Annotated in this window: 11 protein-coding genes; 6 read left to right on the top strand and 5 right to left on the bottom strand. The window is 64.2% G+C overall.

Annotation, left to right across the window (positions count from 1 at the left end; all coding sequences use genetic code 11):
- Nucleotides 1–90 precede the first annotated feature (90 nt).
- Both HMPREF2635_RS05910 and HMPREF2635_RS05905 read left to right on the top strand, forming a co-directional pair.
- On the top strand, nucleotides 91–708 hold the full coding sequence (locus HMPREF2635_RS05910; protein WP_070517446.1) for a sigma-70 family RNA polymerase sigma factor: 618 nt from the start codon (nucleotides 91–93) through the stop codon (nucleotides 706–708).
- Between the two features lie 92 nt (nucleotides 709–800).
- Nucleotides 801–1,643 carry a hypothetical protein gene (locus HMPREF2635_RS05905; protein ID WP_070517448.1) on the top strand — a complete coding sequence of 281 codons (843 nt, stop codon included), beginning with the start codon at nucleotides 801–803 and terminating at the stop codon, nucleotides 1,641–1,643.
- 89 nt (nucleotides 1,644–1,732) lie between these two features.
- Here HMPREF2635_RS05905 and HMPREF2635_RS05900 read toward each other — a convergent pair whose 3' ends face one another.
- Nucleotides 1,733–2,107 (bottom strand): DUF5319 domain-containing protein, encoded by a 375-nt coding sequence (locus HMPREF2635_RS05900; protein ID WP_046648414.1) that lies wholly within the window; start codon nucleotides 2,105–2,107, stop codon nucleotides 1,733–1,735.
- 149 nt (nucleotides 2,108–2,256) lie between these two features.
- Between HMPREF2635_RS05900 and guaB the strand changes: the two genes are divergently transcribed.
- Nucleotides 2,257–3,771, top strand: a complete 1,515-nt coding sequence (guaB, locus tag HMPREF2635_RS05895) for an IMP dehydrogenase (protein WP_046648413.1) — start codon at nucleotides 2,257–2,259, stop codon at nucleotides 3,769–3,771.
- A gap of 9 nt (nucleotides 3,772–3,780) precedes the next feature.
- Entirely contained in the window at nucleotides 3,781–4,977 is a 1,197-nt protein-coding gene (locus HMPREF2635_RS05890; RefSeq protein ID WP_046648412.1) for a GuaB3 family IMP dehydrogenase-related protein, read from the top strand.
- Nucleotides 4,978–5,039: 62 nt separating this feature from the next.
- Here HMPREF2635_RS05890 and HMPREF2635_RS05885 read toward each other — a convergent pair whose 3' ends face one another.
- The gene (locus tag HMPREF2635_RS05885) at nucleotides 5,040–6,023 is read right to left on the bottom strand and encodes an EamA family transporter (protein ID WP_168167654.1); all 984 of its coding nucleotides are present in this window, start codon (nucleotides 6,021–6,023) and stop codon (nucleotides 5,040–5,042) included.
- 74 nt (nucleotides 6,024–6,097) lie between these two features.
- Between HMPREF2635_RS05885 and HMPREF2635_RS05880 the strand changes: the two genes are divergently transcribed.
- Nucleotides 6,098–7,024, top strand: coding sequence for a LysR family transcriptional regulator (locus HMPREF2635_RS05880; RefSeq protein WP_070821410.1), 927 nt, complete (start codon nucleotides 6,098–6,100; stop codon nucleotides 7,022–7,024).
- 24 nt (nucleotides 7,025–7,048) lie between these two features.
- Nucleotides 7,049–8,617 (top strand): glutamine-hydrolyzing GMP synthase, encoded by a 1,569-nt coding sequence (gene guaA, locus HMPREF2635_RS05875; RefSeq protein WP_046648408.1) that lies wholly within the window; start codon nucleotides 7,049–7,051, stop codon nucleotides 8,615–8,617.
- A 548-nt stretch (nucleotides 8,618–9,165) separates the two neighbouring features.
- Here the strand turns inward: guaA and HMPREF2635_RS05870 are convergent.
- Genes HMPREF2635_RS05870 through HMPREF2635_RS05860 form a run of 3 tightly spaced genes read right to left on the bottom strand, consistent with a single transcriptional unit; the run spans nucleotide 9,166 to nucleotide 12,488 of the window.
- Nucleotides 9,166–10,335, bottom strand: a complete 1,170-nt coding sequence (locus tag HMPREF2635_RS05870) for an HNH endonuclease signature motif containing protein (RefSeq protein WP_070821409.1) — start codon at nucleotides 10,333–10,335, stop codon at nucleotides 9,166–9,168.
- A gap of 33 nt (nucleotides 10,336–10,368) precedes the next feature.
- Complete coding sequence (locus tag HMPREF2635_RS05865; protein WP_070821408.1) at nucleotides 10,369–11,421, bottom strand: threonine aldolase family protein; 1,053 nt, start codon at nucleotides 11,419–11,421, stop codon at nucleotides 10,369–10,371.
- A gap of 11 nt (nucleotides 11,422–11,432) precedes the next feature.
- A complete protein-coding gene (locus HMPREF2635_RS05860) occupies nucleotides 11,433–12,488 on the bottom strand; it encodes a PspC domain-containing protein (RefSeq protein WP_046648405.1) in 1,056 nt (351 codons plus the stop codon).
- Between the last annotated feature and the right edge of the window lie 45 nt (nucleotides 12,489–12,533).

Below are 12,533 nucleotides of genomic sequence, written 5' to 3'. Positions count from 1 at the left end.
AATAGGCCCGTCGTTTCGGGTTTCAACCAAAGGTTGTGACATGATATTCGTGCAGAATATGAACTAATACACCAAGCAGAACAAGCAAGGATGACAGTGGCTACTCAAGCTACAGACGCGAGCGGCTCCTCAGCGGCGTCGAAGCGCGACAGCGATAAGGAACTAGCGGACCTCGTTCCGCTCGCTGTCGACGGTAGCCGCCGCGCCCTTCAGCGCATCATGCGCATTATTCACCCGCAGGTCCTGCGCTATTGCCGCGCCCGCATCGGCGGCCACCGCCAGCCCACGGCAGAGGATGTGGCGCAGGAAATCTGCTTGGCGGTAGCGACGTCGATTGGCACGTACAAGGACAAGGGCCGCCCGTTTATGGCCTACGTGTATGGCATCGCTGCCCACAAGGTGACCGACGCCCACCGCGCCCTCAGCCGCGATCAGACCCACCCCACGGACGACGTCCCGGAAGACGCTGCTGAGGACGCTACCCCCGAAGAATCCGCTCTGGTCATGGACGGTAGTAACAGAGTGCGGGCCATGCTCGATACGTTAAGTGACAAGGCCCGGGACATTATCATTTTGCGTGTGTTCGTGGGGCTGTCGGCAGAGGAGACCGCAGAAATTGTGGAGTCCACCCCTGGCGCAGTCCGCGTGGCACAGCATCGTGCACTGGCGCAATTGCGCAAATCCCTCGACTCGCACGAGACGCTATGAACCAGCAGTGGGGCTAGCACAAGCTAGCAGTGAGCCATCGGCACTTGGCACCGACAAGTTAAGAATTTCTCTATCAAGGAAGGGAGGACATCGTGGCAAAGAAGGACCAGCCTCAGCAGGGCGTCGCTGAGCAGCTGCAGCCTTTGGTTGATGATGATGCATTCCTCACCACTCTCTCCGAAGGAACGGATCCCTCCGATGGCGGTGATGAGCTGGCAGGGCTCCTGCTGGAGTTGCGCGGGGACGTCGAAAAGCAGATGCCCCCGGCCCCGCTCATTGAAGGCGCGGACGAAGAGCCGGAGGTTATTTCCCTGGATGCGGCACGTCGCCGTCGTCGGGGCAAGCCATTCATTCACGGCCTCATCGGCGCGGCCGCAGCTACGCTCCTGATCGCAGGTAGCGGAGCGGTGGTCGTCAACGCCGGCCCGGGATCGCCGCTTTATGGCGTGAATCAGTCGCTCTTCGGCACGAACAATGAGGATGTGTCCGTAGTGGAGCTGGCTGGAACGCTCGACGAAATGGAAAAGCGTTCCGCACAGGGAGACATGGACGGCACCCGCCAGTTGCTCGAAGAAGCCCGGAAGATGGTGGACCAGGCCAAGCGGGAACGCGAGGCGGACACCCCACGTGCGACGAAGCCGCAGACCCGCGCCACGGTGACGGAGACGCAGACCGTGGAAAAGCCCGTTCCGGTGGAAGAGGAGCAGCCGCCGCAGGAGCCGGCAACCGTCACGCAGACGCAGACTGCGGTGTCCACCGTTGTGGTCACCCAGACGGTGTCGGCCGGTAACCCGCTGAACCCTCCAGCACCTACTTACCCGGAGCCGAGCCAGCCGGGTGGTGGCGAGCAGCCAACGCCTCCGCAGGGCGGTAACTCCGACGGGGATGGTACTGGGGATAACGGCCAACTCCCGCCGCCGCAGTTCCAGCAATAAAACGCACAGAACCTCTCCTTCCCATAGCAGGGAGGAGAGGTTCTTTCGTTGTATAAGGCGCGGTACTTAATCCGCGCCAACCGCGCGCGTTAGTAGCGCGAATCCATGCCGTCGAGGTAGCCCACCGCATAATCCCACGGGACGTAGCGCATGGGGTCCGGCTCCGCGCCCGGCTCGTGGACAGGGGCGAGCTGGCCTGCCAGCGTGGCCTGCATGTTGGAGGCCATGATGTCCCACTCGTAGAAGTGGTTTTCCTCGCAGTCCTCGCAGAAAAAGAAAATGCCGTCGATGCCGCGCGGGCTGAGAACGCGCGCGAACTCTTGGACCATGGCCAGATCGTGGATGACGGCGAGACGGTCCTCCTCGGACAGCGGCTCGACGTGGTCCTCCTCCTCGAGGAAGGAAGCTGGGTCGTTGGGATCGTCCGCGAAAGGATCGCGGGGCATGTTGGCGAAAAAGTTCACGTCTGCGAGCCTATTAACTCCGTGCGCGCATAGCAATTCTCTCTCGACACCGATTCGTCCACCCACGGCTACCACTACGGGGCGTCCACGCACTACAGTGAGGGCTACCGCATAAAACTATCTGGTCAGTTTAGGAGAGCCCCACCCTCATGAGCCACGTCCACACCGGCGGAGACAACCCCGACAAGATTGCACTCTACGGCCTTACTTTTGATGATGTCCTGCTGTTGCCGGCAGAATCCAACGTCGTTCCCTCCGAGGTGGATACCTCGGCGCAGTTCACCCGCAACATTCGCCTCGGCGTGCCGCTGGCTTCCGCCGCGATGGACACCGTGACCGAGGCCCGCATGGCCATCGGCATGGCCCGTCAAGGTGGCATTGGCGTCCTGCACCGCAACCTCTCTGCTGAGGATCAGGCGCAGCAGGTGGAAATTGTGAAGCGCTCCGAGTCCGGCATGGTGACCGACCCGGTCACCGCCACCCCGGACATGACTATCGACGAGGTGGACACGCTGTGCGCGCGGTTCCGGATTTCGGGTCTGCCGGTCGTCGATAAGCAGGGCACCCTCGTGGGCATCTGCACCAACCGTGACATGCGCTTCGAGCCGGATTTCTCCCGCAAGGTCTCCGAGATTATGACCCCGATGCCGCTGGTTGTGGCCAAGGAAGGCGTCAGCAAGGAGGAGGCGCTGGCGCTGCTGTCCGCCAACAAGGTGGAGAAGCTGCCCATCGTCAACGATGAGAACAAGCTCGTTGGCCTCATCACCGTCAAGGACTTTGTCAAGACTGAACAGTTCCCCAACGCCTCCAAGGATGCTTCCGGGCGCCTGCTCGTGGCCGCCGGCATTGGCACCGGTGAGGAGTCCTACCAGCGCGCAGGCCAGCTTGTCGACGCCGGCGTAGACGTCCTCGTCGTCGACTCCGCCCACGCCCACAACAACCGCGTGCTGGAGATGGTCTCCCGCGTGCAGAAGGACTTCGGCGACCGCATTGACGTCATCGGCGGCAACCTGGCCACCCGTGAAGCAGCCCGCGACATGATTGAGGCTGGCGCCGACGCCATCAAGGTCGGCATCGGACCGGGCTCCATTTGCACCACGCGCGTCGTGGCGGGCGTCGGTGCCCCGCAGATCACCGCCATCATGGAGGCCGCCGCCGTGGCAGGCCCGGCAGGTGTGCCGGTTATCGGCGATGGCGGTATGCAGTACTCCGGTGACGTCGCCAAGGCCTTGGCAGCCGGCGCCGATGCCGTCATGCTGGGCTCCATGCTGGCCGGCACCACGGAGGCGCCGGGTGACATCGTCGTGGTCCAAGGCAAGCAGTACAAGCGTTACCGTGGAATGGGCTCTATGGGTGCCATGCAGGGCCGCGGCCTGACGGGTGAGAAGCGCTCCTACTCCAAGGACCGTTACTTCCAGGCCGACGTCAAGAGCGAGGACAAGCTAGTGCCGGAGGGCGTCGAGGGACGCGTGCCATTCCGCGGTGATATCGATGCCATCGTCCACCAGATTGTGGGCGGCCTGCGAGCCTCGATGGGCTACACCGGCTCCGCCACCTTGGCTGAGCTCAAGACCAAGCAGTTTGTCCAGATCACCGCTGCGGGCCTCAAGGAGTCTCACCCGCACCACCTTCAGCAGATCGTCGAAGCTCCGAACTACCGCTAAGGACTAAGAATGCGCGATTACGTAGAAATCGGCGTGGGCCGCGAGGCCCGCCGCACCTATGACTTGAACCAGATTTCCCTGGTGCCGACTCGCCGCACCCGTTCCTCCAAGGACGTGGACACCTCATGGCACATCGATGCCTACACCTTCGACGTTCCGTTCGTTTCGGCGCCGACTGATGCGCTGGCCACACCCGAATTTGTCATCGAGATGGGCAAGCAGGGCGGCTTGGGTGTTATTAACGCCGAAGGCCTGTGGGGCCGTCACGAGGATTTGGAAGGCGCGATTGCCCGCGTGACGGAGAACTTCGGCGACCTGTCCACGCTGCAGGAGCTGCACGCAGCACCCCTGAATGAGGAGTTGCTGGCAGAGCGCATCGCGCAGGTGCGCGATTCCGGCGTGACCGTGGCCGTGCGCGTCTCCCCGCAGCACGCCCGCGAGCTGGCGCCCGTGGTTATTAAGGCCGGCGCGGAGCTGCTGTTCATCCACGGCACTTTGATTTCCGCCGAGCACGTGCAGACTGGTGGCGAGCCGCTCAACTTGAAGGAGTTCATCGGCTCGCTGGATACCCCGGTGATTGCCGGTGGCGTGGCGGATTACACCACGGCGCTGCACCTGATGCGCGCGGGTGCTGCGGGCATTATCGTTGGCTCCGGCGTGAACACCAACCCGGAGACCGTCGGCATCGATATCCCCATGGCGACGACCATCGCGGATGTTGCGGCCGCACGCCGCGACTACCTGGATGAGACTGGGGGCCGCTACGTGCACGTGCTTGCCGACGGCGACATCTTCACCTCCGCCGACATCGCCAAGGCCATTGCCTGTGGCGCCGATGGTGTCGTTCTAGGGCCAGTGCTGGCCCGCGCGGCGGAGGCCGGCGGCAAGGGCTGGTACTGGCCGTCCACGGCCGGCCACCCGCGTTTCCCGCGCGGCCTCATCGAGCCGATTGGCGTGGCCGATGCCCTCCTGGGCACCGGCACTTCTGGCGCCGATGCTTTTGACGCCGCTGCTTCTGGCAACGCAGCTTCTGGCACCGCCGAGGATGCCTCAGCGGGTGCGCCTTCGTTGGAGGTCGTGCTCCATGGCCCGTCCAACGAACCGCTGGGTGAGCTCAACTTGGTTGGCGGGCTGAAGCGCGCCATGGCAAAGTGCGGCTACACGGATCTGAAGTCTTTCCAGAAGGTTGGGCTAGCCGTTCGCTAGTCCTGCAGGCGCAGCTTCCCCCGTTGGGGCGCTGCGCCGCTCAGCCTGCCTCGGGACGGAGTTTACTTCGCTGCCTCGGCGTCCTTTGTGCTGAGCACTGGACTCACTGCTGGATCAGAGCTGCGATTGCGTGGCTTGTGAAACCGCGGTAGCCGGGGCTTCTTCAGGCGGCGTGGGCGCAGTGCCACCTTGCGGAAAACCACGCGCCCGCGCGCCGGCGCCATGGTTTGCAGCACCGAGGCCACCACCACCAGCCCGATAGCTGCCAGCTTGAGCTGAGACACGTTCTGGGAGAGCAGGATCCAGCCAAAGAGCGCGGCGAAAACGGGCTCCAAAGCGATCAAGATGGAAAAGACGTTGGGGGCAAGCCTGCGTAGCGCCAGGAACTCCAACGAGTAGGGGATGAGCGAGGCCAGCACGCCCGTGCCCAGGGCAAACAGCAATAGGGTGGGGTCGCTGGCCAACGCCACCGCCCCGCGCCCACCCACTGGCAGGAGCACGAGGCCGCCGATGAGGAAAGCCATAGCCAAGCCGTCTGCACCGCTAAAGAGCGCGCCGGCCTTCTTGCTGGCCAAGATATAAGCAGCCCACATCGCGCCGGCGCACAGCAGGAAGAACACACCTCGCAGGTCGAGGGGGTCTCCGTTGAAGGAATCCAGGCCCATCAGACCCATGCCGAGAAGGGCGAGGGCGACGCAGGTGGCGTCGCGAAGCGAGCGGGAGAGACACGCCGCCAGCAGCAGCGGGCCGAGGAACTCGATGGTCACGGCAGGCCCCAGCGCAACCAGCTCGATGCCGGAATAGAAGAAGCCATTCATCAGGCCCAGAGTGAGGCCGAAAATGGTGGCAGAGATCCATTTCTCGCGGCTCCATGTGCGCACGCGCGGTCGCGCAATGGCGAGCAGAATCACGGCGGCGAAAAGCAAACGCAGCGAGGCGGTGCCCCAGGGCCCGCCGGTGGGGAAAATTTGGATGGCGAGGCTGGCTCCGAGCTGGAGGGAAATGCACGAGCCAATGACGCATAGAACGGCAAACGGGTTGGTCATGCAGACCATTGTGGGGTGGGAAGAACTGTTAGTCTATCTACAGTTTTTAACACGTACCTGTTAGGGATTCTGTCATGTTGGATCTGCATCGTCTGCGCATTCTCTACGAGCTGCACCGCCTCGGCACTGTCACTGCGGTGGCGGAATCGCTGCGCTATACGCACTCGGCAATCTCCCAACAACTGGCGCAGTGTGAGAAGGACGTCGGCGTGGCGCTCTATGAAAAGGTCGGCCGGCGCGTGCGTTTGACGGAGCAGGGGGAAATCCTTGCGTCTTATGCTGAGCGGATGCTCGCGTTGGCGGATGAGGCGGAGTCGCAGGTCATCGCATCAACCAACGCGGTGCGGGGCACGATTAAGGTCACGACGTTTCAAACCATCATGTCCTCGCTGGTCCCGCGGGCGCTCACGGAGCTGGCCAGGGAGTACCCGGACCTGCGCGTGCAAATCATCCAGCGCGAAGCCGAAGGCGCGATGGAGCTGCTGGCGCGCCGGGAGGTGGACCTCATCCTGGGTGAAGAGTACGAGTCGGACATGCCCGCCACGGATGAGCACACCCACCGGGAGCTGCTTCTCGACGACCCCCTCCGCCTCATCACCCCACTCACCGGACCCTGGAGCGAGTTGCGATTGGAGGATTTTGCAGCGTTCGATGACGAAATCCCTTTTGCCATGGACCCGGAGGAGTTTTTGTTGGGGAGGTTCGTCCACCGGCTGTGCCGCCGGCATGGTTTTAACCCCAGCGTGCTCTATGAAACCCCGGACCCGTTCCTGCACGCGCACCTAGTGCGTACGGGCCACGCGGTGGCGGTGATCTCGGACCTTTTCCTCGAGGAAATTGAAGGCGTGCGTGTGGTTGCCTTGCCTGGTAATCCCACCCGCACGCTCTACACCGCGGTTCGCGCTGGGCGCGAGGGACACCCTGCGCTGCGGGCGTTTCGGGCGGCGTTGAGCAAGGCAGCTGCCACCGCGAAAGATTATGGGCCACTCCCTGCGGTCTAGGGTGCGGGTTCTTGCGTTAAACTGATGACCGTGACTAACCCAAATACAACCCCGCGTCCTGTCCTCGTGGTGGACTTTGGCGCCCAGTACGCGCAGCTCATCGCCCGGCGCGTGCGTGAGGCCAACATCTACTCCGAGGTTGTCCCCAATTCCGCCTCCGTGGAGGACATCAAGGCCAAGAACCCGGCCGCGCTGATCCTTTCCGGTGGCCCGTCTTCCGTATACGCGGACGGCGCCCCTGCACTGAAGCCGGAGCTGCTCGAGCTCGGCATCCCGGTCTTTGGTATCTGCTACGGCTTCCAGTCCATGACCCAAGCCCTGGGCGGCACCGTGGCCTCCACGGGTGCCCGCGAGTACGGCCGCACGGACATGACCGTGTCCGGCGGCGTGCTGCACAAGGGCCTGGAGGACACCCACAAGGTGTGGATGTCGCACGGCGATTCGGTCACGGAAGCCCCGGAGGGCTTTGAGGTCACCGCCTCTTCCGAGGGCGCTCCCGTGGCAGCCTTCGAGTGCCTGTCCAAGCAGATGGCCGGCGTGCAATACCACCCGGAAGTTCTCCACTCGCCGCACGGCCAGGAGGTGCTCACGCGCTTCCTGACTGAGGTGGCAGGCTTGGAGCAGAACTGGACCGCGGAGAACATCGCGGAGCAGCTCATCAACGATGTGCGCGAGCAGATCGGCGAGGAAGGCCGCGCAATCTGCGGCTTGTCCGGCGGCGTGGATTCCGCCGTAGCCGCAGCCCTCGTGCAGCGCGCAATCGGTGACCGTTTGACCTGTGTCTTCGTCGACCACGGTCTGCTTCGCGCGGGTGAGCGTGAACAGGTGGAGAAGGACTTCGTGGCGTCGACTGGCGCCAAGCTCATCACCGCTGATGAGCGCGAGGCTTTCCTTTCCAAGCTGGCTGGTGTGACCGAGCCGGAGGCCAAGCGTAAGGCCATCGGTGCGGAGTTCATCCGCTCCTTCGAGCGCGCCGTCGACCAGGCCCTGGACGGCCAGGATGCCGCCTTCCTGGTGCAGGGCACGCTGTACCCGGACGTCGTGGAGTCCGGCGGCGGTGACGGTACCGCGAATATTAAGTCTCACCACAACGTGGGCGGCCTGCCTGACGACGTCGAATTCGAGCTCGTCGAGCCGCTGCGCCTGCTCTTTAAGGATGAGGTGCGCGCGGTTGGCCGTGAGCTTGGCCTGCCGGAGGAAATCGTGGCGCGCCAGCCTTTCCCGGGCCCGGGCCTGGGCATCCGCATCATTGGTGAGGTCACCGAGGAGCGCCTCGAGACCCTGCGCCAGGCGGATCTCATCGCGCGTACCGAGCTGACCAACGCTGGCCTGGATGGCGAGATCTGGCAGTGCCCGGTGGTGCTGCTTGCCGACGTCCGTTCCGTCGGCGTCCAAGGCGACGGCCGCACCTACGGCCACCCGATCGTCCTGCGCCCGGTGTCCTCCGAGGACGCCATGACCGCCGACTGGACGCGCCTGCCCTACGACGTGCTGGAGAAGATCTCCACCCGCATTACCAACGAGGTCAAGGAAGTCAACCGCGTGGTGCTCGACGTAACCTCGAAGCCGCCGGGAACCATCGAGTGGGAGTAAGCGCAGCCGAAAGGCACTGGGACACGCACTGTAGCAGTGCAGTGGAGTATCTCAGTGAGATAGCTCGGTGGTAGAAAGCGGGTAGCGAAGCAAACTCCCAGACGCTGTGTAGCGCGGCCGCGCCTTGAATTAGCAGGGCGCGGCCGCGTTCCCCGTTTTCGATCCCCGGCACTCAGCTCCGCGGAATGGGGGCAGATGGCGCGGTGCCAGGCTCCTGCGTACCCTCCAGGGGGTGGTCGCGACAGGCGCCAGTCTGCATGGCGTTAGCGTGTCCGTTGCCAGTATCGACGGCGTTAGTACGCACGGCACAAGGACGCATACCTCTATATCGCGCGCGCGAGTAGCCGCACGCCGAGCAAATTTTCTCAGCGAGCGGCTGGTTAAAGCGGCTGTGTGCCTTAGGGCGTCTCCGGCTGGTGGGGCTGCGGAGCGGCAGCTTGCGACCGGTTGGTTCGGCGGAGCGGTGACCCGCGAGCCGCTGAACCATTGAGCCGGCGGGGTGGCGCTTCCACCGTGAGAACAGGGCGAAGTCTACGGACTAAAAGCACTCATGAACTCGGTGGCGGGTCCGGAGGTTCGCCGGAGTTATGCGGTGGCGCGCCGGAGACAGGGGCTGGTGTCCCACGCGGCGTGGAGCGTGGGTCGGGCGGGCCGGATGCCGGCGGATCCGTGGATGCGCGAGCTGGCCCCGGAGCGGAGCGCGGCGGGTGGGCCGGGCTTTCGATGGGAATTGGCGGCCCCGCCCACGGCGGAAGGTAGTGCACGCGGCCATCGATGCGGTCGAGGTGCCCGCGGTCGGTGGGCTTTTCCGGATCATCGTCATTGACCGCGTTGTGATACGCACACAGTGGCACCAAGTTGGCCATGTTTGTCGGCCCGCCGTCCTGGAAACGGGTGAGGTGATGAATTTGCGAATCCTCCGCGGGCGCGTTGCAACCCGGCCACGCGCACGTCGGGTGCTCCGCTGACAGCGCGAGGCGCTGCTTGGTGTTGGCGAAACGGCTCGCCATGTACAGGTTCACGGGGCCGTGGTGGGGATGGACGAGGGTGATGAGGCCGACGTCGGCAAGCTTTTCGCGCACGAACTCCGCACCCGTCATCGTGGCCCCATTGGTCAGCTGTAGTTCAATCTCTTCGCCATCACCGTCGACTATGCGGTCGAGTTCATCCAATCGCACGATGACGTTGGACTGCAGCTTCTGGCCGGAGCCACCCCCGCCGCGGAACACGGTATGCGCCGCGGTGAGCAAGTCCTTGTCAGTGGTCTTCAGCACGGCCAGCAGCTTAGAAATATTGAGCGAGGAATCCGTAATGCTCAGCGTGTGGTTGCGGCCCGCGCGCCGCGTCACCCGCACGCCCGGGTCGGGGTCCCTGAGCGGGCGCCACTCTTTGAGCTTGGCCTTCGCCACCATGGGGATTTTCTCCCGCGGGGTAGCGGCTAGCAGTTGGCGCAGCTCCCAGGCCCTGCGGGCCTTGAGCTTGGAACAATAGCGCTCGATATCGAGGAGCGTGAACACGTCGTGGCCCGTGCGGCGGGCCTTGCGCTGCCGGGAGCGGAACATCGTGTCCCCGAAATACACCGCGTGCAGTCCTAGGAGCTTCTCCGCGAAATCCGGCCGCGCACCCATCTCAACCAGCTGCGCGCGCGTGACACCGGCGCATTGCTCGACCACGTCGAGCCCGCGCGCTAGTGCTTGAATGTAACCCCCCAGTTGCATAGCCCACAGCCTAAACCAGGTTGGGCAACCTCGCTACTTGAGCGCAGAAATCGCAGCGCAGAGCTTATCGACGTCCCCCTCCTCCGTCGACCACGCCGTACAGAATCGCACCACGCGCAGGCCTTCGTGTTCTTCGAAGAACTGGCACACGAAGTCCTGCGCGAGCTTCTCTTCCTGCTCGCGGGTTAGCAGAGCGAACTGTTGATTGGTAGGGGAGTCAAAGAGCATGTCGATGCCTGCGGCGCGGAATGCCTCGGCGATGCGCTGGGCCTGGGCGTTGGCGCGGGCGCAGATCTGCTCGTAGAGGGTCGTTGCTGCCGTCCTGGTTACCTCATCGCCTGGTGCGCTGAAGAGGGAGGCAAATTGCGCGCCGAGCAGCCAGCCCTTAGCTAGCAGGCCACCGTTTTGCTTCATGGCATTGCGAAAGCGCGGCGCGCCCGCGGGGAAGACGATGGCCTCGCCGAAGAGGGCGCCGCATTTGGTGCCGCCGATGGTGAAGACGTCGACAAGCGCGGCCAGGTCCGGCAGGGTGACATCCGCAGCGGACAGGCCGTAGCCGAGGCGGGCGCCGTCGACAAACAGGCCCAGATCGTACTCGTCGCAGACCTCGCGCAGGGCCACGAGTTCGTCGCGGGAATAGGCGGTGCCGAACTCGGTGGGCTGCGTGATGTAGACCAGTGCGGGCTCCGGCATGTGCTCTTCCACCCCGGAGGCGCGGTACTCATCCATGCAGGCGCGAACCTGCGCGGCGGTGATTTTTCCCAGCTGGTTCGGCAACGTGATGACCTTGTGCCCGGTGTGCTCGATGGCGCCCGTCTCATGGGTGGCGATGTGCCCGCTATCCGCCGCGATAACGCCTTCCCAGGGGCGCAGGCGGTGGGCGATGATGGTGGCGTTGGCCTGCGTGCCACCGACCATGAAATGCACCTCAGCGTTCGACGCCTGGCAGGCAGTGCGGATGCGCTCAGCGGCCGTGGCGCACAGCTCGTCGGCGCCATAGCCGGCATAAGCCCCACCCGCCCCCGCGATGGCATCAAGGACGCGGGGGTGGGCTAAACGGTGGTAATCGTTGCCGAAGTGAATCATGGTGGGCCAGTTTAGCCGGTGACGGTGAGCTCGCCGATGCCTTGGTCGATGCGGATATCTAGCAGCGCATCATCGTCATGGCGGTTGGTGCAGTTGCTTTCTCCTAAGCCGCTGTCACAGGTGAGTGATACAGGGACGTCCTTCGGGAGGATGACCTCGACGCTGCCGATGCCGACGTCGATGGTGACATCGTGCTTTTCCTTGAGGTCTTCGATTTGGCTCAAGTCCACCGTTGAGGTGCCAATACCTAGGTCATAGTATTCCTGGAGCTCATCTTCATGGGTGGGCGCGATGTGCTGAGAACCGACATTGAAGCGGGCGCTGAAGCCGGATTCTTCGTCGGCCTCGATGACGAAGGTGCCTCCAAAGAAGGCAATCGTCAGGGCAGCCCCCACAGCGCCGAGGGTAATCGCGGCCTCAGCCCACTGCGAACCGCGCTTCTTTTTCGGTTCTTCCCGCGGGCCCGGCTCCGGCAGGTCCCAGGCATCGGGCACCACGCCGAGTGGATCCCAGGACGGCGGGGTCGTGCGCCCCGGTGGGAAGGGGTGTCCGTCTGCTGGGGTATAAGGGTTGAGGTTGACCGGTTCCTCGCGCACCGGCTGTTCGGCAGCCAACAGCCCGCTGGGCGGTAGCGGTTCGCGTTGGTGAAGGGCGTACCACGCCAGCGCCAACAGGCCGAAGGTCAGCGCAGCGGGCGGAAGGCCGGCGAGGAATTGTCCGCTGAGGAACAGCGGGCCGGAGCCAAACGTCAGAAGGACGCCGATAATCAGCACCCAGCCGAGCTCTTGTTCCTCCTTGACGCCATCCTTGCCCATGGCCGCATCGAGCGGGCAGTAGGGCGAACCGAAGCGCGGCATGAGCGCCCACGCGAGGAGGTAGGCGGCGATGCCGCCGCCGAAGGCGAGTGCTGCGACCACGAAGGCCACGCGCACAATCGTGGGGTCAAGCTGGTAGCGCACCGCGATGCCTTCGCAGACACCAGCGATGTGCGCGTCACCGCCCTGTTTCTTGGGAAGGCGGACGGGGCGGGTCGTCCACATCTGGTTGAGTGTGCTGTTCTTCGTCATGCTTTTATGGTGCCGCGTGGGGCCTCGCGGCGGTATCGGTAATCG

This window comes from Corynebacterium sp. HMSC035E02 (genome assembly GCF_001836065.1).
Lineage (GTDB): Bacteria > Actinomycetota > Actinomycetes > Mycobacteriales > Mycobacteriaceae > Corynebacterium > Corynebacterium hiratae.
Note: the sequence above shows the minus strand (reverse complement) of the source record. Positions and strands in the feature narration are given on the sequence as shown.

Bases quoted from the DNA above. Each gene is read 5' to 3' on its own strand.
- HMPREF2635_RS05880 (WP_070821410.1), top strand. From the start codon at position 6,098: ATGTTGGATCTGCATCGTCTGCGCATTCTCTACGAGCTGCACCGCCTC.
- HMPREF2635_RS05865 (WP_070821408.1), bottom strand. From the start codon at position 11,421: ATGATTCACTTCGGCAACGATTACCACCGTTTAGCCCACCCCCGCGTC.
- HMPREF2635_RS05890 (WP_046648412.1), top strand. From the start codon at position 3,781: ATGCGCGATTACGTAGAAATCGGCGTGGGCCGCGAGGCCCGCCGCACC.
- guaB (WP_046648413.1), top strand. From the start codon at position 2,257: ATGAGCCACGTCCACACCGGCGGAGACAACCCCGACAAGATTGCACTC.
- HMPREF2635_RS05870 (WP_070821409.1), bottom strand. From the start codon at position 10,335: ATGCAACTGGGGGGTTACATTCAAGCACTAGCGCGCGGGCTCGACGTG.
- HMPREF2635_RS05910 (WP_070517446.1), top strand. From the start codon at position 91: ATGACAGTGGCTACTCAAGCTACAGACGCGAGCGGCTCCTCAGCGGCG.
- HMPREF2635_RS05885 (WP_168167654.1), bottom strand. From the start codon at position 6,023: ATGACCAACCCGTTTGCCGTTCTATGCGTCATTGGCTCGTGCATTTCC.
- guaA (WP_046648408.1), top strand. From the start codon at position 7,049: ATGACCGTGACTAACCCAAATACAACCCCGCGTCCTGTCCTCGTGGTG.
- HMPREF2635_RS05860 (WP_046648405.1), bottom strand. From the start codon at position 12,488: ATGACGAAGAACAGCACACTCAACCAGATGTGGACGACCCGCCCCGTC.